The following is a 22,431-nucleotide window of genomic DNA, read 5'->3' on the forward strand; positions in this document are numbered from 1 at the left end:
GCTGTGGAGGGGTCTCGAGGAGCCGCGCGGGCCCTCGCGTCAGTAGAACTCGACGGTGTCGACCCGGTTGATCAGCTCTTCGCCGTCGAGGTAGCGGGTGGCGTTGCGGGCGAAGAGCTCGGCGATCAGGCGGTCCTCGGCCGCGTTCAGTGCGGCGGTGTGCGGGCTGAGCAGGACGCTCGGGTGGTTCCAGAGCGGGCTGTCCTGGGCGAGCGGCTCCTCCGCGACGACGTCGAGGGCGGCGAAGCCGACCCGGCCGTCCTCGAGCGCGGCGAGCAGCGCGTCCTCGTCGATGACGGTGCCGCGGCCGACGCTGACCAGCGTCGCTCCGGGGCGCAGCGCGGCGAAGAAGTCGGCGCCGACGAGCTTCTCGGTCTGCTCGGTGCCGGGGAGGGTGACGACGACGCCGTCGATCCGCCCGGCGACCTCGGCGATCGCCGACGGCGGCACGATCTCGTCCACGTGCTCCACGGAGTCGGCGTGCCGGCTGGTGCCGATCACCCGGGCGCCGAGGGCCGACAGCTTCTGCGCGGTCGCCCGGCCGATGGTGCCGAGCCCGACGATCAGGATCGTCTGCTCCGAGAGCAGGCTCATCGTCCAGCGCGAGCCCCACTCGCGCCGGCCCTGCAGTGCCTGCAGCTTCGGCAGCGTCTTCGCGCCGGCGAGCAGGCCGAACAGGGAGAACTCGGCCAGCGGATCGGAGTGCACGCCCGCGGAGGTGGAGAACGCGACCCGCGCGAGCTGCTCCTCGCTCAGGCCGGCCTTCTTCACCTGCGCGCCGCCGCCCGCGGGCATCGTCTGCACCCAGCGCAGCCCCGGGTTCGCGGCGACCGTGCGGGCCAGCGCAGCCGGGTCCTCGCCGGGGATCCCGTAGAGCACCTCGGCGGAGTCGACCAGCTCCTCGAACGCCGCCTGCTGCTCCGGAGTCCGCTCGAACGCGGGATCGCCGCCGTGATCGCCCGCGTGCCGCATCGGCGGCAGCAGACTCTGGTCGGCGACGAAGTCGATCCGCGGCTCCAGCTCCACCACCCGCGCGATCAGCTCCTCGCTGATCGGCGTGGCGGCGACCACCCGGATGCGATCCGTCCGGTCCGGGCGGGGAGAGGTCGGTGCGGGCGTCGTCACGGGAGTCCCTTCGAGCGGCGGGCGAGCGGCGCGGCGGGCACCGACGCGATCGACCGCGGTCTCCCTCAGCGTATCGAGCGGAGGGAGCGCGTCAGGTTCGGGCGCAGGGCGGGGAGGAGGCCGACGTTCGCAGGGAGGTGGGTCTCGATACGCCCCTGCGGGGCTACTCGACCAGCATGGAGCCGGAACGGCAGTACGAGCGCGACGTCGCGATCGGCGACGAGTCGCGTCCGATCCGGCGGAAGCAACCCCTTGGCCGCCCGCGTTGCTGTGGATCTCCGCGTCGCCGGCCGTCAGTCACCGGGCCGCCGGCTGGACGAACGGTGAGGACGCCCCTCGGCACCTCGGGCCCCGCTCTACCGTGAGCGGACGGCAACATCGATCGAAGGAGACCGGATCATGGCGGCAGCAGGAGTGGCGACGGTATGGGTGCCGGTCGAGGACATGGAGCGGGCGGTCGCGTTCTACCGCGACACCCTCGGCCTCGACGTGAAGAGCACCTCGGGCGACTGGTCGGAGCTCGACGCGGGCGGATTGATGATCGGGCTGAACGCCCGCGAGTCGGCCTCGGTCGCGGAGAGCGGCGGAGCGGTCATCTCGTTCCAGCCCGACGGCAGCATCGAGGACGAGCTGGAGCGGCTGAAGGCGCGCGGCGCGTCGATCGAGGGCGAGATCAGCGACCACGAGTGGGGTCGCATCCTCCCCTTCAAGGACTCCGAGGGCAACGACCTCCAGTTCTACACGCCGCCGCAGAGCTGACGGCGGGCTGAGCGCCGGAGAGACGGCGCGGAGCGAGGGGGAGGCGGACGGAACCGCCTCCCCCTCGCTGTGTCAGGACGGCTCGTCGGCTCAGGACGGCTCCTCGGCTCAGGACAGCCGCAGCGGCAGCCGGCCGGCGAGCCGCGCGCCGCCGAGGGCGGCCGACGGGGCCAGCTCGATCGAGCCTCCGTAGACCGCGAACTGGCGCGAGAGGCGCTCGAGCCCGGAGAGCACCGGCGGGGCCGCGAGCCCGCCGCCGTCGTCGTCGAGACCGATCACCACGGCGTGCTCCCGCTCCCCGCGCGCCACGTCGAGCTGCAGCCGCACGGCCCGCGCGCCGCCGTGCTTGAGCGCGTTGGTCAGCGCCTCCTCGATCAGCCGCACCAGCAGCACCCGCTGCTCGATCGGGACACCGCGCTCCTCGAGACCCGGGTAGTCGTCGTGGACGTCCAGGTCGACGGCGATCTCCGGCGGCAGGCGCGAGAGCAGATCACGGGCGGCGGCGACCAGCCCGTGCTCGATGTCGACCGGGTAGAGCGCCCCGCTGACCGCGCGGACCTCCTGCTCCCGCAGCTCGTCGAGCCGGCTCGCGATGCCGCTCAGTCGCTCGGCGGTCGCGGCGGAGGGAGGAGTCGCGGCCAGCCCGCGCAGCTCCGCGGCCAGCACCACGAGCGTGTTCTGCAGCCGGCCGTGCAGGCCCTGCGCGACCTCGCGACGCACGCGCAGCTCCTCCTGCTGGAGCGCCTGCACCGCGTCGACGGCCTGGAGCAGCACGCGGGCGCGCTCCCGCTCCTTCTCGCGCACCCGTCGGGTCGCATCGACGAGCAGGAACCCGAACGAGACGATCAGGCCGACGACCACCGCGCCCACCACGAGCTCGACCACGAGCGCGTCGAGCGCGGTCGGCAGGTAGACCCCGACGATGAGCTGCAGCCCGACCCGGACGACGGCGACGACCGCCGCGATCCCCGCCGAGACCAGCAGCCGCCCGGTGCGCGCGCGGCGCTCGGGACGCAGCAGCGCGACGAGCGCGACCGCGAGGCCGATCGACGCGATGTTGACGACCACGCGCACGACGACGTCGACGACCGGCCCGCTCTCGACCCCCCGCACGGTCTGCGACAGCATGCCCAGCGCGAAGACCGCCTGCAGCGCCGCGAGGACGGCCAGCACGCCGCCGAGGATCGCGACGGTCCCGCGCAGGATCCGGTTGTCCTCGGCGTCGTCCGCGCGCCGCGGCCGGGAGTCGTCGGCGAGGGTCACCGGGTGTGCTCCAGGAACAGCAGGGTCGCCTCCACGCGGGGGTTGCGCGAGCCGTCGGAGCGCAGGCCGAGCGCTCCGTAGAGGGCGTTCACGTGATTGTCGACCGAGCGCACCGCGATGCCGAGCCGCTCCGCGATCGCGGCGTTGGTGAGGCCCGAGGCGAGGGCGCCGAGCACCTCGTACTGCCGGCGGCTGAGCGCGTCGACGGGCGAGCTCCGGCGGGCGGTGCGCGCGGCGACCAGGGCGGGGTCGAGCACGGTCCGGCCGTCGAGGGTCGCCCGGATCGCGGTCATCAGCGCGGGGGACGAGAGCGACGAGCTCTTCGAGAGGTAGCTCCAGCCGCGCACCTCGTCGCGGCCGAGCCGGAGGAAGCGGTGCATCGAGTCGACTGCCGAGAGCAGCACGACGGCGAGCTCGGGGTCGCCGGCGCGCAGCTCGCGGCCGAGCTCGATCCCGTCGCCGTCGCCCAGCTCGATGTCGATCACGGCGACGTCGAGCTCGGCGGGTCGCAGCCGCTCGCGCGCCTCGGCGGCCGAGGACGCCTCGACGACACTCCGGACTCCGGGCACCGCGCGCAGCAGCGACGCGAGCATCTGCCGGTAGAGCGGCTGGTCGTCGACGACGGCGAGCCGCAGCTCCCGCAGACCGCCCCCGAACGTCACACCGCATATCTTGTCCCGGCGCCGGGGGCGGGATCGGCGGAGATCGTGCTCAGAGCCGCTTGACCCCCGTCAATGGGGGGCACGGTCCCACTGTCGGAGCGCCCTGCGGGCCGGTCGATGAGACATCCGGTCTCAGCGCGCGAGCAGAGCCCCCGTCAGCGCCAGCCCACCGGCCGCCGCGGCGAGCGCCCCCGCCCACATCCCGAGGCCGGCGGCCCAGCGCCGCTCGAGCAGCATCCGCGGCGGGCGAGGCCGGCGAGCAGCAGCCCGAGCAGGAGGCCGCCGACGAGGTCGACCGTGATCGTCGCCACCGGGACGGTGCCGAGCGGCGGCAGGGCGAGCGCGGTCCCTCAGCGGACGGCCCGGAATCCTGAGACGAAGCCTGCGGCGGCGTCACTCCCCCGTGTCCCACGGGACGCGGCGGCGGGTGCCCTCGTCGGCGCGGGGCACGACGAGGACGGGGCGGCGCTGACGGTGCGCGAGGTGCACCGCGACGCTGCCGCTGAGGAACTCGGCGATGCTCGCGAGCACTCCGGCGTCGCGGGTGCCGACCACGATCATCCGCGCATCGACCTCCTCGGCGACGTCGGTCAGGACCAGCGCCGGCTCGCCCTGGACGGTGCGCAGCGTCCAGTCGACGTCCGTCCCGGCGAGGGCCGCGCCGATCTCCTCGCGGAGCCCGGGCGGCTCGGTGGGGCCGGCGCCGGTGCCGCCGGAGCGGGGCACGAGGCCGACGGGGATGCCGCCGGTCATCGGGTCGACGTACTCGCCGACGAGGTACGGATCGGCGACCACGGTGAGCAGCAGCAGCGGCGCGCCGAGCCCGGAGGCGAGCTGCGCGGCGGTGCGGACGACCTCGGGACGCTGCCCGTCGACGACGCCGACGAGCACGGGTCCGGAGGGAGTGGATTCGGTCATGGACGGCTCCTTCCCTGGTCCTTCCATCCTCCCACCGGGGCCGGAGCGGGAGGAGACGCTGCGCGACGAGTTCCGTCGTGATCATTCCGTTACCGCACGGTGGCGGGCTAGAGTGACGAGTCGCCGGGCCCTGCCGGCGCCCCGCACCACCCCGCAGGCCCCCCTGCACCACCCCAGTCCGCCCACCCGAGGAGAGCGCACGCGTGTCGACCACTGGCATTCCCGATCCGCAGGAGTGTCACGACACCTCTCCCTCCGCGCCGGTGCACCGCACCCGCCGCGAGGCCCGCGCCGCTGAGGCCGCCGCCGCTTCACGGGCGGCCGGTGCCGCTGTGCCTGTCGCTGCCGCGGCCGTCGCTTCTGCGCCCGTCGCTTCCGTGCCCGTCGCTTCCGTGCCCGTCGCCTCCGTGCCCGTCGCGACTCCTCGCGCCACGGCCGCCCGGCGCACTCCGGTCGCCCCGCGCACTCCCGCCGCCCCGCAGCCCGCTCGCTCCGGTGGGCTCAGCCGGCGCACCCTCGGCTTCGCCACGTTCTCGATCGTCGGCGGCCTCTTCGCCACCGCCGCGCTGCCCGCGTACGGCGCCCGCAGCACTGCGGCCACCGCGGCCGGCACCGCCGCGAACCGCGCGGGCCTGCAGAACCTCACCGTCTCGTCGGAGGCGGCCGGGCAGACCGCCGTCCGCGACGCGTTCGCCGCGCCGACGCAGGCGCAGCTCGACGAGGCCAGCCGCCAGGCGGCCGTGCTGCAGAACGCGAACGGCGGCGGCTTCAGCACCGTGCAGACCCGCGCCGTCGGCGACGACTACCCGTGGCCCTACGAGACCATCGACGACGACGGCGGCGGGCTCTCCCCGCTCGGCTACTACTACCGCGAGTGCGTCGACTTCGTGGCCTGGCGCCTCAACCGCGACGCCGGCGCCACCGCCGCCCCGTGGAAGTACACCTGGGGCAACATCACGCCGATGGGCGGCAGCGCCTGGGAGTGGCCGGACAATTGGGCCGCGAAGGGCTGGGCCACCAGCTCCGTCCCGATCGTCGGCTGCGTCGCCTGGTGGACCTACAACCACGTCTCCTACGTGCAGCAGGTCAACGACGACGGCACCGTCCTCCTCGAGGAGTACAACTACGGCGGCCGCCACAGCTACGTCACCCGCACCTTCCCCACGGCGCAGGTCCCCCTCTTCCTCTACCCGCCCGCCCTGTAGCGATCAGCACGGTCTCGGTGACACCGCGTGTCCCCTGCGCGTCACGAGGGAAGGGCGTCGAACCGAAGTCCGCTCGTCTCCGCGATCTTCTTCGCGGTCGTGGGGTCGCGACGGCTCCACGAGCCCGAGACGACATCGGTCCGGACGCGCCTGCTCGACGGACACCGGCACCGCGCTGGACCGCGATGACGTCATCCCGTTGCTCCAGCGTGAGAAGCGGAGTGATCGCACTACTTGGGGAGAGATGATGCAACGGTCGGCGCCATGGGTATTGATAGCGTTGGGCTTGCTCGACATCCTCTGGGGATATCACGCCTGGAGCCCGTGTTTCGTCTCGAATGACCTGGCCTGTCGAGAAGCACTGAACGAGCGCCCGGAAGAGCCCTTGTCAGTAGCCGTCTGGATCCTGTCGTTCGCCTCGATCATCCTCACCATGCTCTTCCGCACCGGACGAGTCGGGACATTCATCGGCCTCATACTGATCGCGGTCGCGAATCCGCTCTTCGATCCGGGCTTCTTCTGGCAGAGCTGGAATTCCGCGGACGGAGCAGCCGGCACGGGCATGACCGCTGGTGCGGTCATCGTCGTCTCAGGAGTGATCGTCCGGATCTTCATCTCCATCGACCGAAGGAGAGTCGCCGGCGGACTGCTTCCTCTTGGAGAAGGCGGAAGCTGATCCGCTGCATCGCAGAACGACGAGATCGATGTGCTCGGATCGCGCACCAGCGTCACCTGGGGCAGTTTCCACTCTTCACGATCACCCACCAGTAGCCGTTGGGTACCTTCACCCAGGAGCCTTCGCCGTTGACGTCACGAGTCACCAGCGCCCGTCCCGCTCGGCGTCACTGCAAGGTCGTACCCGGTCAGAGTCACTTCTCGTCCAGCTACGGCACCCGCGCCTTCCCCACGGCGCAGGTCCCCGTCTCCCTCTACCCGCCGGCCCTGTAGCGGCGGCACCCGCCGCCTCGCGGGTCGCTCACCGCCTCCATGCTGATCGAGTAGCCCGCGGAGCGGGCGTATCGAGATCCACCAGCGCCAGCAGGACGAGTCTGCAGACCCCGCCGCGCCGAGGGTGGGCGGGTCTCGATACGCCCCTGCGGGGCTACTCGACCAGCATGAGGACTCTGCCTCCTCATCGAGTCCCGAAGCCGTCCCCACCGTCTTCGCGCCACGCCGCCGCGGCGGCGGGAGTCACGTGCACGGTGACTGTGACGCTCACGTCCTCCTCCGGCACGTTCAGGAAGAGCGCGGCCACCTCCCGGGCGACGGCGTTCACCTCGCCGAGCATCCGGGTCTGACCCACGGTGTCGAGCTCGGGGATCGTCACGAGCCACCAGCGCCCGTCCCGCTCGGCGGTCGCTGCAAGGTCGTATCTGGTCATCGTCACTTCTCCGTCGCCGTTCCTGTCGTCACCCGCTGTCGTCTCGCCGAGCAGACCGGTGGTGCCCCGCCGAGAAGTAGACCCGTCCAGGCTCGTCGGAGGGAGCGCCGCGGAGGAGATGGCGCGGGATGCCTGTTCTCGCTCACTCGGCACGAGGTCGGACAAGTCCAACGCGCGCCGCGCCCGCTCGGGGAGTCGTTCATCCCGCGAACGGGTGCACAACTCAGGCCAGGAAGCGCGATCGGCGGGAGAACAGGTCGATTCGGGGGATCCAGCCTTACTTGTGCACGCGCACGGACGAGAGGACTGCCAGAAGGGCGGCGAACGCGGGGGTGCGCGGGTCGATCGGGGCGTAGTGGTCGGCGTCCGGGAGCTCGACGAGGTGCGCGGAGGGGTGCTCGGCGCAGTAGCGGCGGCTGTACGCGATCGGGACCTCGTCGTCGAGGGTGCCTTGCAGCAGCACGGTCGGCATCGGTGGGGCGGGGAGCCGCGCCGGGTCGAGGTCGTCGAGCGGGCCGTCCGGGCCGAGCAGCTCCGCGACGGCGCCGTTCCCCAGCCGCTCGTCGGCGGCGACGCGCAGGTCGGCGACTCCGGCGAGCGACACGACGGCGTCGACGTGCGGCGACGGATGCGCGGCCTGCGACCACAGCGCCAGGTGACCGCCGGCCGAGTGGCCGACCAGGACCGTGCGCGGGCGCTCCTTCGCGGGGAGCAGCGGCGGGAGCGCCTCGATCGCCGCGAGGACGTCGTCGAAGGTGCCCGGCCATCCGCCGCACGCGTCGCCGACGCGCCGGTACTCGAGCAGCAGCACCGACCAGCCCGCGTCGGCGAGGGCGGCGGCCAGCGGGCGCGCGTGACTCCGGTCCCAGCGCGCCCGCCAGAAGCCTCCGTGCACGAACAGCACGAGACCCCGCCCCGAGCCGCGGTAGAGCTCGGCGATCTGCTCAGGCGCGGTCCCGTAGCGCAGCAACTCGTCCGGCTCGCGCGCCGCGAGGTCGAGGACCCCGCTCACGCGCCGCCGTGCACCTCTCGGGACTCGCGCGCCCCCTCGAGGAGCAGGTCGCGCACCGCCATCACCACGGTCTCGACCTCCGCGAAGGAGGTGGAGAGCGGCGAGAGCCCGAGCCGGATGCCGCTGGGCGTGCGGAAGTCCGGGATGATCCCGCGCTCCCAGAGCACGGGGACCATCGCGGCGAAGTCCGGGTGGTCGACGGTGATGTGGCCGCCACGGCGCGCGGGCTCGCGGGTGGTCGACAGCTCGACGCCGAGCGGGGCGAGGTGCTCGTCGAACAGCTCGACGGCGAAGGCGGTCAGCGCGATCGACTTGACGTGGATCGCGGGCAGGCCCGCCTCCTCGATCAGGTCGAGCATCGCCTGCATGGCGAGCATCCCGACGATCGGCGGCGTGCCACTGAGGAAGCGGCGGATGCCGTCGGCGGGGTCGTAGTCCTCGCCCATCCGGAACGAGTCCTTGACGCCCATCCAGCCCTGGATCGGCTGCCGAGCGCCGGCGATCAGCTCGCGGCGGACGTAGAGGAAGGCGGGGGCGCCCGGTCCGCCGTTGAGGTACTTGTAGGTGCAGCCCGCCGCGAGGTCCACGCCCCAGGCATCGAGCTCGATCGGCAGCACGCCGACGGAGTGGCAGACGTCCCAGAGCACCAGCGCGCCGTGCTCGTGCACGATCTCGGTGATCGCCGGGACGTCGGCGGCGTAGCCGGAGCGGTAGGCGACCTGGCTCAGCACGACCACGGCCGTGTCGGAGCCGACGACCGCGCGGACGTCGTCCGGCGTGACCCCGGAGCCCGACTCGGTCTCGATCCAGCGGATGCTCGCGCCGGTCTCGGCGGCGATCCCCTCGACGACGAAGCGGTCGGTCGGGAAGTTGCCGCGGTCGATGACGATCTCGGAGCGGCCGGGCCGGGCGGTCAGCGCGGTGCGGATCAGCTTGTAGAGCGAGACGGTGGTCGAGTCGCCGACGACGACCTGGCCGGCAGCCGCGCCGAGCACCGACGCGCCGAGGCGGTCGCCGAGCGTCAGCGGGAGCTGGAACCAGCTGTCGTCCCAGCCGCGGATGAGGCGGGTCCCCCACTCCTGCTCGACGAACGCGGCGTAGCGCTCGGTCAGGACCTTCAGCGGGCGGCCGAGCGAGTTGCCGTCGACGTAGGCGGGCAGCGCCGGGTCGTCCGCGCCGACGAAGCGGGAGCGGTAGCCGGCGAGCGGGTCGAGGCGGTCGAGCTCGGCCGCGGAGGAGCGGACGGTCTGGTCGAGGGCCACGGCGGCCCTCCTCTCGTATGGGGCGCGGGTGCGGGGAGGAGCGGGGACTCCTCACAGTCGCACGAGCGGGCCCCCGCGGGACAGCACTCGCGCGAGGATGGTCGGGTGACCTCCTCCGCAGCGCCCGTCCACCGTCGCCCGCGCCTGCTCCCGAGCCTCGGGGTCGGCGTCGCGGCCGGCGTGCTCGGACTGCTGCCGTGGCTGCTCACCGGGCTGCGGCTGCCGCTGCAGAACCTCTGGGCGACCGACGTGCTGCCCGAGGAGATGCCACTCGCGCTGCTGCCGTTCAGCCAGTACTTCCTGACGCTGATCGTCTCGGTGATCGTGATCGGGTCGGCCCTCGCGGGACTCGCGGCCCGCGTCGGCCGGCGCCGCGGCATCGGCCCGCTCGGCGCGGCGCTCGGCGCGGTCGGCGTGCAGGTCGTCGCGCTGGTGCAGTCGGCGCTGACCGTGTCCGCCGGGCTGCGGGCGGACCGCGACTCCGACCTCTACCTCGCCGCGATCGTCGGCGGCACCGTCGCTGCGATCGCGGTCGGAGCGCTGCTCCTGCTCGTGATCGCCCGGGCACCGCGGGCGGGGGCGGCCGTGGCGATCTCGCTCGCGGCGGTCGCCGTCGGCGGGTGGCTGACCGGAGTGGTGGCGCCGCTCAGCCGCGACGGCTCGGCCGCCGGAGTCGCGCTGCTGAACGCGGTGCAGTGGCTGCCGGGGATCCTGGCCGGTCTCGCCCTCGCCTGGTGCGGGGTGCTCTCCGTCGGCCGGGTGATCGCGTGGATCGTGAGCCTCGCCGTGCTCTGGGTCGGGCCGGTGCTGGTCACCGCCGTCTCGGCCGCCGCCGGCTCGCGGGTGCTGGCCCGCCATCCGCTCGAGATGCTCGACTACGCCCAGGCCGTCTTCACCAGCGCGCTGATGCTCCCGGCCGTCTCGCTCCGCACGCCCGCGACGGCCCTCGTCGTCGCCGCCCTCGGCGTCGCGGCCCTGCGCGCCTGGCACGCCCGCCGGGCGTGATCTCCTCCGCGAGATGCCACTTGTGCACGCGACACGCCGTGAAAGGCGTGCACAAGTGGCATCTCGCGGGAGGGGTCAGGACTCGAACCAGCCTCGGGGGTGGTGGTCGGCCGTCAGCGGGGTGCGCTCGCGCGTGGGGCGCGCCCACTGCACGGCGTTGGCCAGCACCCGCTTGATGTCGGGGTGGTGGTAGACGGGGTAGTCCTGGTCGCCGGGCGAGAAGTAGAACACCTTGCCCAGGCCCCGGGTGTAGGTCACTCCGGAGCGGAAGACCTCGCCGCCCGAGAACGTCGAGAGGAACACCGTCTCCTCGGGCACCGGGATGTCGAAGTACTCGCCGTACATCTCCTGCTCGGGGATGACGATCGGGCTCGGGACGCCCTCGGCGATCGGATGGGTCGGCGCGATCGTCCAGACCAGCTCGCGGTCGTGGTCGTTCCGCCACTTCAGCGAGCAGGTCGTGCCCATCAGCGCCTGGAAGATCTTCGAGTAGTGGCCGGAGTGCAGGATCAGGATGCCCATCCCCTCCTGCACGTGCCGCAGCACCCGCTGCACGACCTCGTCCGACACCTCCGGGTGCGCGATGTGCGCCCACCAGAGCAGCACGTCGGTCCTCGCCAGCGCCTCCTCGGTCAGCCCGTGCTCGGGCTCGGGGAGGGTCGCGGTGCGCACCGAGACGGCGTCGCCGAGCGACTCGGTCAGGCCGTCGGCGATCACCCGGTGGATGCCGTCGGGGTAGTGCCGCATCACGGTCTCGTCGCCGCGCGTCTCGTGGCGGAACTCGTTCCAGACCAGGACCTCGAGGGGTGCGCTCATGCGACCGCCACCTCCTTCTTCTCGGCGGCGGAGCGGTAGATCGCGTCGACCACCCGGCTGCGGTGCAGCGCGTAGTCGCCGTAGTGGCCGGCGTAGCGGGGTCCGCCGGCGGGAGCGTCGGCACCCGAGGCGATGGCGGCGAGGAACTCCGCGATCACCGAGCGGTGGTGCCCGGCGGGCACCGGGACGTCGGGGCGGGAGACGGTGGGGGCGCCGGCGACCTCGGAGTAGAACGTGAGCGTCCCCTCCGTCGCGTAGTCGGCGACGTGCAGGCGGGCGCCGCCGGCCGAGCCGAGCAGCTCGACCTCGATGTCCTCGTGCACCTTGGAGTAGCTGGCCCAGGAGGCGTCGAGCTGCAGGCTGCGGCCGTTGTCGAGGCGCAGCAGCGCGCTGGAGAAGTCCTCGACCTCGAAGGCGTGCGTGCCGGTGGCGGCGACGCCGTGCGGGCGCCCGCCGCGGCCGGAGCGGCCGATCTCGCCGTAGGCGACGGCGGAGACGCTGGTCACCCGCGGTTCGCCGAGCAGATGCAGCGCGATGTCGAGGACGTGCGAGCCGAGGTCGATCAGCGGTCCGCCGCCGGCGAGCTCCTTGCTGGTGAACCAGGAGCCGATGCCCGGAATGCCGGTGCGCCGCTGCCAGCTGGCGCGGGCGTGGTAGATCTCGCCGAGCGGGGCGTCGTCGAGGTAGGTGCGCAGGTAGGCGACGTCGGCGCGGCGGCGGTGGTTGTAGGCGATCTCGAGGACGCGGTCGTTCGCGCGGGCCGCCTCGACCATCTCGGCGGCGAGCTCGGCGGTGGTGGCCAGCGGCTTCTCGCAGAAGACGTGCTTGCCGGAGGCGAGCGCGGCGACGGCGATCGGGTGGTGGAGGTGGTTGGGCACGCCGATCGAGACGACGTCGAGGTCGTCGCGGGCGACGAGCTCCTCCCAGTCGGCGTAGAGGTCGGGGACGCCGCGGGTGGCGCCGAGCTCGCGCAGGCGCTCCTCCTCCTGGCCGGCGAGCGCGACGACGCGCGCACCGGGGAGGGCCTGGAAGGCGTCGAGGTGGGTGGTGCCGGCGAAGCCGAGGCCGACGACGCCGACGCGCAGCTCCCCCGGGATCTCGGTCGTGCCTGTGTTCTCGGTCATGCCGTCGAGCCTAGTCGAATTGATTCGAGCGCTCGATAAACAGGTGGGTGGGTCTCGATACGCCGCCCGCGGCGGCTACTCGACCAGCATGCAGTGACCGGCGAAGGACAGCTTCATGCTGGTCGAGTAGCCCCGCAGGGGCGTATCGAGACCACCGTCGTCAGCAGGGTGGATCTCGATACGCCCGCTCCGCGGGCTACTCGATCAGCATGCAGGCGCGCGCTGCAGGCGCACCGCGATGTACTCGCGGCCCGGCAGGTCGATGCGGAAGCGGCCCGAGTAGGTGCCGGGCAGGCGCTCGACGGTCATCGCCCAGGTGTCGAGGACGTCGACCGTGTACGAGACGTCGGGCTCGAGCAGGAAGCGGCGGTAGGTGGGGCGGTCGAAGCCGAAGTAGTAGAGGTAGTACTCGCCCTCGACGCCGGCGCGCGGCACGTCCCAGTCGAGCGGGATCGGCTCGAGGCCGTTCGCCGGCCCCTCGGCCAGCACCGACTCCAGGAACGCGATCCGCGCCGGGCTCGTCCCGCGCAGCTCGCCGCCCTTCGACCACCAGAGCACGTCGTCCGGGTGCACGTAGGTCTCGCCGTGGCCGACGTAGCCGCCGCGCAGCGCGCCCTCCCAGAACCGCCGCACCAGCTCCTCGCCGGTGATGTTGCCCCAGCCCTGGTCGATGTCGCCCTCGTAGGCGCACTCGTCGATCACGACCGGCTTGCCCCAGCGGCGCCACTCGGTCGTCATCTCGGCCGTCTTGTAGACGTCCTGCCGCTGGATGCTGGCGTGCGTGATCCACGGCCGGGAGTGGTCGTAGAACTCGCGGCAGTTGTGGATCGAGAGCAGGTGCCGCGACGGGTCGTCCTCCCCCACGATCCCGGCGAAGCGCTCCCAGTCCTCCTCGGTCTTCTCGAACAGCAGGTCGTACTCGTTCGCGAGCGACCACCAGACGTTCGCGAACGAGGCGAGCCGCGCCACGGCGTAGCGCACGTAGCGGTCGTCGGCGACGGCGTCCATCGTCGAGAAGCCCCAGCGGTCGTAGGCGTGGAAGAGGATGAGGTCCGCCTCGATGCCGAGCTCGCCGAGCTGTTCGATCCGCCGCTCGAGGTGCGCCCAGAACGCCGGATCGAAGCGCTGCCAGTCGAACCCCGCCTCGGGCGAGCCCTCGAACGGGTAGAGCTCGGGCTCGTTCTCGTTGAAGAGGTACGACTTCGGGAAGACGCACATCCGCATCTTGGTGAAGGGGGCGGTGGCGAGCGCGGCGAGCGTCCGCTCCTCCAGCTCGTCGCCCTGGTGCGTCCAGGCGTAGGAGGTGGTGCCCAGCGGGCGGTGGCGGGTGCCGTCGGCGTGCGCGAAGTGGAAGGTGTCGGCCACCCGCACCGGGCCGTGCTGCCCCGCCACCGCCGCGGTCACCGAGACGGAGCCGGTGACGCCGTCGAGCGAGCGGGCGTTGCTCGAGGTGGTCCAGGCGTACTCGCCGGCGGCCTCGGGCATCCAGCGCAGGCGGTGGACGCCGTCGCCGTCGTAGAAGCCGGGCACGCGCACCGAGCCGGCGGGCCCGTCCACGATCGCCGAGAGCGCGACGTCGACGAACGGGTTGCCGTGCGACGGGCCGCGCAGCTCGATCTCGACGCGCCCGAAGACGGTGGCGGTGGCGGGCGCGGAGACGACGGCCGACGCGAGCGGGACGTCCTCGCCCTCGTAGTCGCCGGAGGGCTCGACGTACCTCTCCTGCTCGCGGACCGGCGCCGGCTCCTCCGTCGGGATCGCGGCGACCTCGGCCAGCAGCGCCTCGCGCTCGGCCGCGTCGAGCGACTCCTCGGTGTCGACGACGAGCCCCAGCGGATAGCTGTGCAGGGTGTGCAGGATCGAGGAGTGCACCAGCCCGGGGAGGCGGCGCTCGACGATCGCGTGCCCGCGCGGGTCGCGGAGGACCTCGAACAGGCGCGTCTCGCGCGAGAACCGCTCGGCGGTGTCGGTGGTGTGCGGCACGGTCAGCCCTTCACGGCGCCGGCGAAGGCGCCCTCGACGAAGTAGCGCTGGAACATCAGGTAGACGATCAGCACGGGGAACACGGACATGATGGTGAAGGCGTTCAGCGGCCCGTACGAGCTGGTGAACTGCGACTGGAAGCCCTGCAGCGCGAGCGGGATCGTCCAGGAGTCCTGGCTCTGCAGCAGCGCGAGCGCGATGGAGTACTCGTTCCAGGTGGAGACGAAGTCGAGGATGAACAGCGCGGCGAGGGCCGGGCGGGCCAGCGGCAGGATGATCGTCAGGAACAGCCGCCAGTTGCCGGCGCCGTCGATCCGCGCGCTCTCGTCGATCTCCTCGGGGATCTGCCGGAAGAAGCCGTAGAGGATGAAGGTCTGGTACGGCAGGCCGAACGCGATGTACGGCAGGATGATGCCGAAATTGCTGCTCAGCAGCCCCAGCCCGTTGATCACCTGGAAGAGCGGCGCGATCGCGACCTGGATCGGCACCATCGCGCCGAGCGCGATCACGCCCATCAGCAGGCGCTGCCGGCGGAACCGCATCCGGGCCAGTGCGAAGGCGGCGGCCGCCGAGATGAAGAGGCCGATCGGCACCTTGAAGAGCGCGATGATCAGGCTGTTGCCGCCCGCGGTGAGCAGGTTGCCGCGGTCGAGCGCCTCGACGTAGTTGCCGAAGTCGGGCGACCACGGCGGCACGAAGGCCGGCGTGCTGAAGATGTCGGCCTCGCTCTTCAGCGAGGTGAAGACCATGAAGATCAGCGGGACCGCCCAGATCAGGACGGCGAAGACCAGCGCGATCCAGAGGCCGATCCGGATGTAGTCGCGGCCGCCGACCGGGCGGCGGGGGCGCTTGGGCGGCGCGACCAGGCCGGGTGCGCTGGTCGGGATGCTCGTGACGCTCATGAGTTCTTCTCCTGACGAGCCGTCCACACCATGTACGGGACGACGATGACGAGGGTGATCACGAGCAGGACGGTGGCGATCGCGTTGCCCTGGCCGTACTCGTGGTTGTTGAAGGACTGCTGGAACGACCAGAGCGCGAGCACCTGCGTCTGCTGCGCCGGGCCGCCGCCGGTCATGCCGACGATCAGGTCGAACACCTTGATCGAGTTGATGATCGTGAGGACCACGACGACGACCGTGGTCGGCCGCAGCGCCGGGATCGTCACGTTGCGGAACACCTGCCAGGCGTTCGCGCCGTCGAGCCGGGCCGCCTCGACGTGATCGGGCGAGACGCTCTGCAGGCCGGCGAGGAAGAGCACCATGTTCGTGCCCGCGATCTGCCAGACGAAGGCCGCGAAGATCGAGTAGAGCGCGAGGTTCTTGTCCCCGAGCCACTGCACCTCGGCCAGCCACGGCAGATCGAACAGCTGGGCGAGGTTCACGCCCACGCCGTAGTTCGGGTTGTACATCCAGCGCCACATGTTCGCGATGGCGATCGGGGCGAGCACGCCCGGGATGTAGAAGAGCGAGCGGAAGGCGTTGCGCCCGAACAGCGGCCGGTTCAGCGCCAGCGCCATCACCAGTCCGAGGCCGACCGGGATGAAGAGCGACAGCACCACCCAGATCAGGGTGTTCGAGAACGCGGTCCAGAACACCGGGTCCTGGGTGAAGATGCGGACGTAGTTCTGCAGTCCGACGAAGACCTGCGGGGCGCCCTGGAAGCCGGACCACTCGAAGAAGCTGAGCCGCACCGACTCGAGCGAGGGGCCGACCACGAAGACGAGGTAGGCGGCCAGCGCCGGCGCGAGGAACGGCAGGGCGGCGACGAAGCCGGTGCCGCCGAAGCGGGCGAGGGCCCGGCGGCGCGGATGCTTCCTCCGCGGCTGCTCCGGCGCGGACTGCCGCGGGCGGGCGGGGGTGGATGTCGTCATGGCGGACCTCTCGGACGTCTCGGACGCGGGGTGCTCGGGCACGGCGGCGCTCGGGCGGAGGGGACGCGCGGCCCCCTCCGCCCCGGGCGTCACTGCTGGTCGATGAACTTCTGGAACTCGGCGCCGGCGTCGGCCGGGTCGAGGTCGCCGGTCGCGACCAGGTTCTGGATGCGCCAGTACTCGGTGGTCTGCGACTGCGAGAGGTTCTGGTCGTTGTTCATGTAGACGCCGGTCGCCGCCTCGGTGATCGGGTTCCAGAGGGCGTCGAAGGCGCTCTGGTCCTCGGGGGTGACGTCGACGTTGACCGAGCGGCTGCCGAAGGTGGCGATGAACTTCGCCTGCGCCTCGGGCGAGGTCAGGTAGTCGAGGAACTTCGCGGCCTCGTCGGCGTGCTCCGAGTTCGCGGAGATGTAGTTGTTCTCGTTGAAGCCGTAGATGCGGTCGGTGCCCGTGGGGAAGGCGAAGATGCCGACCGAGTCCTCGGACATCCCGGCGTCGCGGATCTGCTGGTTGAACCAGTCGCCCTCGATCGCCATGGCCGCCTTGCCGGCGAAGAAGAGCGAGCTCGACTCGTCGTTGTTGATCGAGATGAAGCCGTCGTTGACGTAGTCCGACGTCCAGGTGGCGAACTCGGTGAAGGTGTCGGTGACGCAGGACTCGTCGGCCCAGCTCGCCTCGCCGGTGACGAGGGCCTGGTAGCCGTCGGCGCCGCACTCGGTCTCGAGCAGGCTGTCGAGCAGGCGCATCACGTGCCAGTTGACGGTGCCGCCGAACTCGAACGGGGTGATGCCCGCGTCCTTGAGCTTCCCGGCGTCCTCGACGAGCTCGTCGTAGGAGGTGGGCGCGGCGTCGATGCCGGCCTGCTCGAAGAGGTCCTTGTTGTAGAAGACCGCCTCGGTGCGCTGGGTGTAGGGCACGCCGTCGTAGCCGCCGTACTGGGTGACGGTGGACATCGTGGTGTCGGAGAATCGGTCGGCCCAGCCGTACTCGTCGTAGTACTCCTTCAGGTCCAGGCTCGCGCCGGCGTCGATGAACTCGCCGCCGAGACCGGGGCCGGCCCAGGAGAAGAAGAGGTCGGGGGCGCCGCTCGTGCCGAGCGTGGTGCGCAGCGCGTCCTTGTGGGCGTCCACCGCCCGCTGCTCGACCTTGACGGTGATGTCGGGGTTCGCCTCCTCGAAGTCGCTGACGATCTCGTTGATCGTCGCGTTCGCGGAGTCGGCCGACTCGGTGAGCTTGAACCAGGTGATCTCGGTCTTGCCGCCGGAGTCGCCGCCGCTCGCGGAGCAGCCGGCCAGGCCTGCGAGGAGAAGAGCGCCCGTGGCGAGGGCGACGGATCGGGTCAGAGCACGGGAACGGGTCAGAGCACGCATCGTCGCGTCCTTTCGCTGCTCGACATCGCAGCAGCGCGACATCGACGTCGGATCCGCCGATCAGGGCCGGGACTGGAGCTCCAACGGCGGTGGATGAGGGATACGTTATCGATAACACATTCGGGCGACAATGCGCGCAACCGGTTGATGGGTCACGATCGGGTAACGGCGATCGGCCCGGAATCGGCTCAGTAGAGTGAGCGGGTCGCCGCCAGGGAGGGAGCCTCGATGCCGAGCACGTCCCTGCCCCGCGCGCGGCCGAGCATGGCCGACGTCGGGCGGCACGCCGAGGTCTCGGCGCAGACCGTCTCCCGCTTCTTCACCGGCGGCTACGTCGCTCCGGCGACCCGGGTGCGCATCGAGGCGGCCATCGCCGAGCTCGGCTACCGGCACAACCGCGTCGCCCGGAACCTCCGGGTCCAGCGCACCGACACCGTCGGCTTCCTCGCGATGGGGCCGCTGAACTACGGGCACTCCGAGCTGCTGACCGGGGTGAGCCGCGCCGCGCGCGCCGAGGGGCTCTCGCTGATCACGGCCCTGCTCGAGGTCGGGCCGGACGCCCCCGGAGCCCGCGAGGAGATGCGGCACGCGGTCGACAAGCTGCTCTCCTTCCAGGTCGACGGGATCATCGTCGGCACGCCCTACGGCGGGCTCGACGAGCTGGTCGAGTACATCGCCGCCTCGGTGCCGGTCGTGACGCGCTCCGAGCGCGGCGGCCCCGTGGGCGACTCGACCTACGCCGACTCCTACGGCGCCGGCCACCTCGGCACCCGGCACCTGCTCGAGCTCGGGCACCGGCGGATCCTGCACCTCGCGGGCCCCGGCGACCGCAACGAGGCCGTCGACCGCGAGCGCGGCTACCGGGCGGCGCTGACGGAGGCGGGGGTCGCCCCGCTCGAGGTGCTGCGCTGTGCGGAGTGGGACGCCGAGTCGGGAGCCGCGCAGGGCCGGGCCGTCGACCCGGAGTCGTTCACCGCGGTCTCGGCCGCCAACGACCAGATCGCGCTCGGCTTCCTCCGCGCGATGTCCGAGCGCGGCCGGACGGCGCCCGGCGACTACTCGATCGTCGGCGTCGACGACATGCCCGACTCCGCGTACTACTCGCCGCCGCTGACGACGATGCACCTCGACCACCAGCTGCTCGGCGAGAAGGCCCTGCAGATGCTGGCCGCGCGCATCCGCACCGGCGAGCGCCAGGAGCGGACGGCGGTCACCGCCCGCCTGGTGCTGCGCTCGTCGACGGCGCCGCTGCGCTGATGCGCGGTCTCGAGACGCCGCAGCGCGGCTACTCGACCACCATGGGAAGAGCCGCCTGCCTCATGCTGATCGAGTAGCCCTCGCAGAGGGCGTATCGAGATCCACCGTGCTGCAGGACATGGTCTCGAGACGCCGCTCCGCGGCTGCTCGACCAGCACGGGATGCGGCTCGACCGGTGTGCTGCCGGCCTCGTGAGTCCGCTGGGCGCCCGTCTACGGGAGGCGGATCAGGCGGGCTCCCCGGACCTCCAGGTGGACGAGCGCTCCCTCCGGAGTACGGCCCGACACCTGGGTGATGCTCGAGACGCGCCTCGTCTCGAGGTCGTGCGCCGAGAGCGTCGTCGACCGGGTGAGGGTCCGGGTCTCGCCCGGCGCGAGGAAGACCCGCTCCTTCCCGCCGCGCAGCCGCACGTCCTGCAGCTCGACGTCGCCGGTGTTGGTGACCGTCACGGTCCACGTCACCCTCGTGCCGATCCTCGGCTTCTCCCCCGGAGCGAGGGCCGGCGAGCCGGCGACGCGGCCGGCGAGCCCGGGCACCGCGGGGTGCTCGACCGCGGGGGTCGGCGTGGGCGTGGGCGTGGACGTGGGTGTGGGTGTGGGTGTGGGTGTGGGTGTGGCCGTCGGAGTCGGCGTCGGGGCAGGAGTCGGCGTCACGGCGGGGATCGGCAGGCGGTAGGAGTAGTCGGGACTCGCATACGAGCCGGTGGGAGTGGGGATCCGGCCGAAGCTCCCCGCGGTCTCCGCGTATCCCCTGTCGAGATCCTGCTGCGTGACCGTCCTGTTCTGGACGACGTCCGTCGACCGCCCCGGCTCGATCCGGGTGCCGGCCAGCGTGAGCGGGACGTCGCCGGTGTTCGCGACATGCAGCGTGTACTGCACCGGAATGCCGACCTGCACCGTCTCGCCCGGCTTGATGAGGAACTTGCCGGTGACGGTGATCGTCATCCCGGGATGCTCGACCACGGGTCCCGCCGACGGAGCGGACGTCGGCGTGGGGACGGTCGTCGGCGACGGGGCGACGGTCGGCGCGGGAGCAGGAGGCCCGGAGTCCACCGTCAGCGTCGCACCCGGAATCGGGATCCGGACGGAGTAGGACGGAGTGGTGTAGAAACCGGTCGGCGTGGGCACCCGCCCGAGACTCCCCTCGACCTGCACGAAGCCCTGCTTCAACTGCTCCGGACTGGCGTCCGCGATCAGGGGGAGGTCGACCGAGTGGCCGGGCTGGAGCAGCATCCCCTCGATGACGAGTGGGACATCACCCGTGTTCACGACGTGGCGGAAGATGTGCAACGGGGTCTCGACCGAGACCGTCTCCCCCGGCCTCAGGTCGAAGCGTCCGGTGACGGTGATCGTGATCCCGGGGTGCTCGACCGCGACGGACGGCTGCGGACCGGCGCCGGGGATCCGGAGGAAGTACTCGGCGATGGAGTACGGGACGGTCGCGCCCGCGGGGGTCCTCAGGGTGCCTTCGTCGCCGGCCGTCCGGACGACCCCGAGGACGAGGTCCTCCGGTGCGACAGTTTGATTCTCGATCCATTCGTATGTCGCACCGACGGCGAGCTCCTCCCGGAGGCCCTTCAACGGGACGTCGCCGGTGTTCTTCCAGCGGTAGGTGAACGTGACCGGGGTGCCGACCACGATCGGCCGACCCGGCTCGACGACGAACGCTCCGGTCACACTCGTCTCGACGGCGGGGTGCTCGGCCGCCTGGGTCGGCACCGAGGATGACGGGGCGGGATCAGCGGCCTGGGCGGTGGTCGCCGCCGCGCCGAGCAGCGCGACGGTCATCAGGACGGAGGCGGCGGCCGCGGGGCCGCGGTGGCGACGGCGGGTGCGGAGGGGCCGGGGGCGAGGACGGGACACGGGTGCTCCTCAGGGGTGGCGAGCGGGGTTCGGGGGTCGAGCCCGGACAGGGTCGCACCCCGGCCGCGCTCGCGCCCAACCTCTGACACCGACGCGGCAGAACGGCACGGATCGTGCGGTGCAGCTGGACCTCAGCTGCGCGCGGACTCCACGGCGGACAGGCGGGCGAGCAGCTCGGCCAGGTCGCGGCGCACCACCGGGGCCTCGAGCGCGTCGCGGTCGGCGGCGTCGTAGGCACCGGCGAAGGCCTCGAGCTGGCGGTGCAGCTCGGTGCGCGCGGTGCCGCGGGCGACGGGCTCGAGGCGCTGCGCCAGGCGGACGCCGGCGCGGACCACGAGCGGCTGGTCCAGCGCGTAGGCGCGCAGGGCGAGGTAGACCTCGGCCAGGAGGTCCGCGGCGGTCGGCCAGGTGCACCACAGCCGGGCGACGCCGTCGGCGTCGCGGAAGCGGGTGCGCGGGCCGTCGCCCCGGCAGAGCTCGACGAGCGCGCCGGTCAGGGCGTCGAGTGCGCTGACCGCGGTGTACGGGTCGTTGGTGCCGGTCGCGAGGCCGCGGACGCCGATCTCGACGACCTGCTGCACGGCGTAGCGGAGGTCCTGGTGCGGGGTGCGCGCGTCGGCGATCACGACCGCGGCGAGCGCCGCCTCCTCGAGGTCGCTCCCGCCGACGAGCTCGAGCACGGGGTCGCCGGCCAGGACGTGGTCGCCGGGCGAGGCGAGCGTCCGCAGCACCGCGTCGTGGCGGGCGCCGAGTGCGACGAGGCGCTCGAACTCGAGCTGCTCGACGTAGCCGGAGCGCGGCGCCGTCAGCACGACACCGCCGGCGGGGAAGGGCTCCTCGCGCCGGTCCCGCTCGTCTTCGTCGCCCGACAGCTCCGCGATGACGTCCTCGAGCTCGCCGAGCACGCGCTTCTGCAGCGTGGTCACCTGCACCGACAGCGCGATGTGGTGGATGAAGTAGACCAGCACCGCGACGTCGCCGACGGCCAGCACCACGGCGAAGCCGACCGCGACGACGGGCACGAAGGCGAGGGTGGCGTCCTCCTCGGTGTGCACCGAGCGGAGCACGATGAGCGAGTAGAGGAACGTCGAGGTCAGCACCGCGAGGACGACCTGGTTGCCGCGGTCGGCCATGAAGTTGCGGACCAGCCGGGGCCCGTAGGCGGAGGACGTGGTGGCGAGGACGGAGATCGTGATCGAGAACGAGGTCGCGGCGACCCCGAGCATGGTGCCGCCGATCGCGGAGAGGATCGCCCGGCCGCCGGTCGCGGAGAGGTCCTCGACGAGGGGGAGGTCCTGGATGCCCGCGCGGATCAGCAGCCGGTCGAGCTCGATCAGCCCGAAGGCCAGGGCGATCGCGAGGACGCCGAACAGGGTGGGTAGGAACCAGAACGATTCGCGGGCGTGCAGGAGCCGGGAGCGCATCCTCGAAGGCTAGACGGGCGGGTCTCCTCCATGCTGATCGAGCAGCCCTCGAGAGGGCGTATCGAGGTCCGCCGTTCTGCCGGACGTGGGTCTCGATACGCCCTGCGGGCTACTCGACCAGCATGGGTCG

General features: G+C 72.2%; 20 protein-coding genes. 5 read left to right on the plus strand and 15 right to left on the minus strand.

The window, feature by feature from the left end; genetic code table 11:
- Positions 1 to 39 precede the first annotated feature (39 nt).
- Positions 40 to 1,125, minus strand: coding sequence for a D-2-hydroxyacid dehydrogenase (locus tag MT351_RS02105; protein WP_207901604.1), 1,086 nt, complete (start codon positions 1,123 to 1,125; stop codon positions 40 to 42).
- Between the two features lie 399 nt (positions 1,126 to 1,524).
- On the opposite strand from MT351_RS02105, the gene MT351_RS02110 reads away from it, so the two are divergent.
- Positions 1,525 to 1,884, plus strand: coding sequence for a VOC family protein (locus tag MT351_RS02110; protein ID WP_132435182.1), 360 nt, complete (start codon positions 1,525 to 1,527; stop codon positions 1,882 to 1,884).
- A gap of 108 nt (positions 1,885 to 1,992) precedes the next feature.
- On the opposite strand, the gene MT351_RS02115 is transcribed toward MT351_RS02110, so the two are convergent.
- The 3 genes from MT351_RS02115 to MT351_RS02125 form a co-directional block, all read right to left on the minus strand.
- On the minus strand, positions 1,993 to 3,147 hold the full coding sequence (locus tag MT351_RS02115) for a sensor histidine kinase (protein ID WP_132435184.1): 1,155 nt from the start codon (positions 3,145 to 3,147) through the stop codon (positions 1,993 to 1,995).
- Positions 3,144 to 3,809, minus strand: coding sequence for a response regulator transcription factor (locus MT351_RS02120; protein WP_243581109.1), 666 nt, complete (start codon positions 3,807 to 3,809; stop codon positions 3,144 to 3,146). The genes MT351_RS02115 and MT351_RS02120 overlap by 4 nt, the downstream gene beginning before the upstream one ends.
- A 393-nt stretch (positions 3,810 to 4,202) precedes the next feature.
- Complete coding sequence (locus MT351_RS02125) at positions 4,203 to 4,727, minus strand: universal stress protein (RefSeq protein ID WP_159423666.1); 525 nt, start codon at positions 4,725 to 4,727, stop codon at positions 4,203 to 4,205.
- A gap of 377 nt (positions 4,728 to 5,104) precedes the next feature.
- Between MT351_RS02125 and MT351_RS20215 the strand changes: the two genes are divergently transcribed.
- The gene (locus tag MT351_RS20215; protein WP_165908982.1) at positions 5,105 to 5,932 is read left to right on the plus strand and encodes a CHAP domain-containing protein; all 828 of its coding nucleotides are present in this window, start codon (positions 5,105 to 5,107) and stop codon (positions 5,930 to 5,932) included.
- A gap of 286 nt (positions 5,933 to 6,218) precedes the next feature.
- A complete protein-coding gene (locus tag MT351_RS02135; RefSeq protein ID WP_132435186.1) occupies positions 6,219 to 6,608 on the plus strand; it encodes a hypothetical protein in 390 nt (129 codons plus the stop codon).
- Between the two features lie 456 nt (positions 6,609 to 7,064).
- On the opposite strand, the gene MT351_RS02140 is transcribed toward MT351_RS02135, so the two are convergent.
- From MT351_RS02140 to MT351_RS02150, 3 genes are all read right to left on the minus strand, one after another.
- The gene (locus tag MT351_RS02140) at positions 7,065 to 7,313 is read right to left on the minus strand and encodes a hypothetical protein (protein WP_132435188.1); all 249 of its coding nucleotides are present in this window, start codon (positions 7,311 to 7,313) and stop codon (positions 7,065 to 7,067) included.
- A gap of 277 nt (positions 7,314 to 7,590) precedes the next feature.
- Complete coding sequence (locus MT351_RS02145) at positions 7,591 to 8,325, minus strand: S9 family peptidase (RefSeq protein WP_132435190.1); 735 nt, start codon at positions 8,323 to 8,325, stop codon at positions 7,591 to 7,593.
- Positions 8,322 to 9,587 carry a kynureninase gene (locus tag MT351_RS02150; RefSeq protein ID WP_132435192.1) on the minus strand — a complete coding sequence of 422 codons (1,266 nt, stop codon included), beginning with the start codon at positions 9,585 to 9,587 and terminating at the stop codon, positions 8,322 to 8,324. The genes MT351_RS02145 and MT351_RS02150 overlap by 4 nt, the downstream gene beginning before the upstream one ends.
- Positions 9,588 to 9,692: 105 nt before the next feature.
- On the opposite strand from MT351_RS02150, the gene MT351_RS02155 reads away from it, so the two are divergent.
- On the plus strand, positions 9,693 to 10,592 hold the full coding sequence (locus tag MT351_RS02155) for a hypothetical protein (protein WP_123734673.1): 900 nt from the start codon (positions 9,693 to 9,695) through the stop codon (positions 10,590 to 10,592).
- Between the two features lie 75 nt (positions 10,593 to 10,667).
- On the opposite strand, the gene MT351_RS02160 is transcribed toward MT351_RS02155, so the two are convergent.
- The 6 genes from MT351_RS02160 to MT351_RS02185 all read right to left on the minus strand — a co-directional run bounded on the left by MT351_RS02160 (position 10,668) and on the right by MT351_RS02185 (position 17,758).
- Entirely contained in the window at positions 10,668 to 11,408 is a 741-nt protein-coding gene (locus MT351_RS02160) for a ThuA domain-containing protein (protein WP_123734672.1), read from the minus strand.
- A complete protein-coding gene (locus tag MT351_RS02165; RefSeq protein WP_243581110.1) occupies positions 11,405 to 12,532 on the minus strand; it encodes a Gfo/Idh/MocA family protein in 1,128 nt (375 codons plus the stop codon). The genes MT351_RS02160 and MT351_RS02165 overlap by 4 nt, the downstream gene beginning before the upstream one ends.
- A 204-nt stretch (positions 12,533 to 12,736) precedes the next feature.
- Entirely contained in the window at positions 12,737 to 14,515 is a 1,779-nt protein-coding gene (locus MT351_RS02170) for a DUF5605 domain-containing protein (protein ID WP_243581111.1), read from the minus strand.
- A gap of 2 nt (positions 14,516 to 14,517) precedes the next feature.
- Entirely contained in the window at positions 14,518 to 15,417 is a 900-nt protein-coding gene (locus tag MT351_RS02175; RefSeq protein WP_123734670.1) for a carbohydrate ABC transporter permease, read from the minus strand.
- The gene (locus tag MT351_RS02180) at positions 15,414 to 16,388 is read right to left on the minus strand and encodes a carbohydrate ABC transporter permease (protein ID WP_243581112.1); all 975 of its coding nucleotides are present in this window, start codon (positions 16,386 to 16,388) and stop codon (positions 15,414 to 15,416) included. Before MT351_RS02180 ends, MT351_RS02175 begins: the two co-directional genes overlap by 4 nt.
- A gap of 89 nt (positions 16,389 to 16,477) precedes the next feature.
- Positions 16,478 to 17,758: an ABC transporter substrate-binding protein gene (locus MT351_RS02185; RefSeq protein WP_123735536.1), complete on the minus strand. Its 1,281-nt coding sequence runs from the start codon at positions 17,756 to 17,758 to the stop codon at positions 16,478 to 16,480.
- 228 nt (positions 17,759 to 17,986) lie between these two features.
- Between MT351_RS02185 and MT351_RS02190 the strand changes: the two genes are divergently transcribed.
- Complete coding sequence (locus MT351_RS02190; protein ID WP_243581113.1) at positions 17,987 to 19,015, plus strand: LacI family DNA-binding transcriptional regulator; 1,029 nt, start codon at positions 17,987 to 17,989, stop codon at positions 19,013 to 19,015.
- 212 nt (positions 19,016 to 19,227) lie between these two features.
- On the opposite strand, the gene MT351_RS02195 is transcribed toward MT351_RS02190, so the two are convergent.
- Together MT351_RS02195 and MT351_RS02200 are read right to left on the minus strand one after the other, a co-directional pair.
- Positions 19,228 to 20,877, minus strand: coding sequence for a hypothetical protein (locus MT351_RS02195; protein ID WP_243581114.1), 1,650 nt, complete (start codon positions 20,875 to 20,877; stop codon positions 19,228 to 19,230).
- 131 nt (positions 20,878 to 21,008) lie between these two features.
- On the minus strand, positions 21,009 to 22,301 hold the full coding sequence (locus tag MT351_RS02200; RefSeq protein WP_132435204.1) for a DUF2254 domain-containing protein: 1,293 nt from the start codon (positions 22,299 to 22,301) through the stop codon (positions 21,009 to 21,011).
- Positions 22,302 to 22,431 lie beyond the last annotated feature (130 nt).

This window comes from Rathayibacter sp. VKM Ac-2926 (assembly GCF_022815565.1).
Classification (GTDB): domain Bacteria; phylum Actinomycetota; class Actinomycetes; order Actinomycetales; family Microbacteriaceae; genus Rathayibacter; species Rathayibacter festucae.

Bases quoted from the DNA above. Each gene is read 5' to 3' on its own strand.
- MT351_RS02165 (WP_243581110.1), bottom strand. From the start codon at position 12,532: ATGACCGAGAACACAGGCACGACCGAGATCCCGGGGGAGCTGCGCGTC.
- MT351_RS02180 (WP_243581112.1), bottom strand. From the start codon at position 16,388: ATGACGACATCCACCCCCGCCCGCCCGCGGCAGTCCGCGCCGGAGCAG.
- MT351_RS02160 (WP_123734672.1), bottom strand. From the start codon at position 11,408: ATGAGCGCACCCCTCGAGGTCCTGGTCTGGAACGAGTTCCGCCACGAG.
- MT351_RS02185 (WP_123735536.1), bottom strand. From the start codon at position 17,758: ATGCGTGCTCTGACCCGTTCCCGTGCTCTGACCCGATCCGTCGCCCTC.
- MT351_RS02200 (WP_132435204.1), bottom strand. From the start codon at position 22,301: ATGCGCTCCCGGCTCCTGCACGCCCGCGAATCGTTCTGGTTCCTACCC.
- MT351_RS02175 (WP_123734670.1), bottom strand. From the start codon at position 15,417: ATGAGCGTCACGAGCATCCCGACCAGCGCACCCGGCCTGGTCGCGCCG.
- MT351_RS02125 (WP_159423666.1), bottom strand. From the start codon at position 4,727: ATGACCGAATCCACTCCCTCCGGACCCGTGCTCGTCGGCGTCGTCGAC.
- MT351_RS02110 (WP_132435182.1), top strand. From the start codon at position 1,525: ATGGCGGCAGCAGGAGTGGCGACGGTATGGGTGCCGGTCGAGGACATG.
- MT351_RS02190 (WP_243581113.1), top strand. From the start codon at position 17,987: ATGCCGAGCACGTCCCTGCCCCGCGCGCGGCCGAGCATGGCCGACGTC.
- MT351_RS02140 (WP_132435188.1), bottom strand. From the start codon at position 7,313: ATGACCAGATACGACCTTGCAGCGACCGCCGAGCGGGACGGGCGCTGG.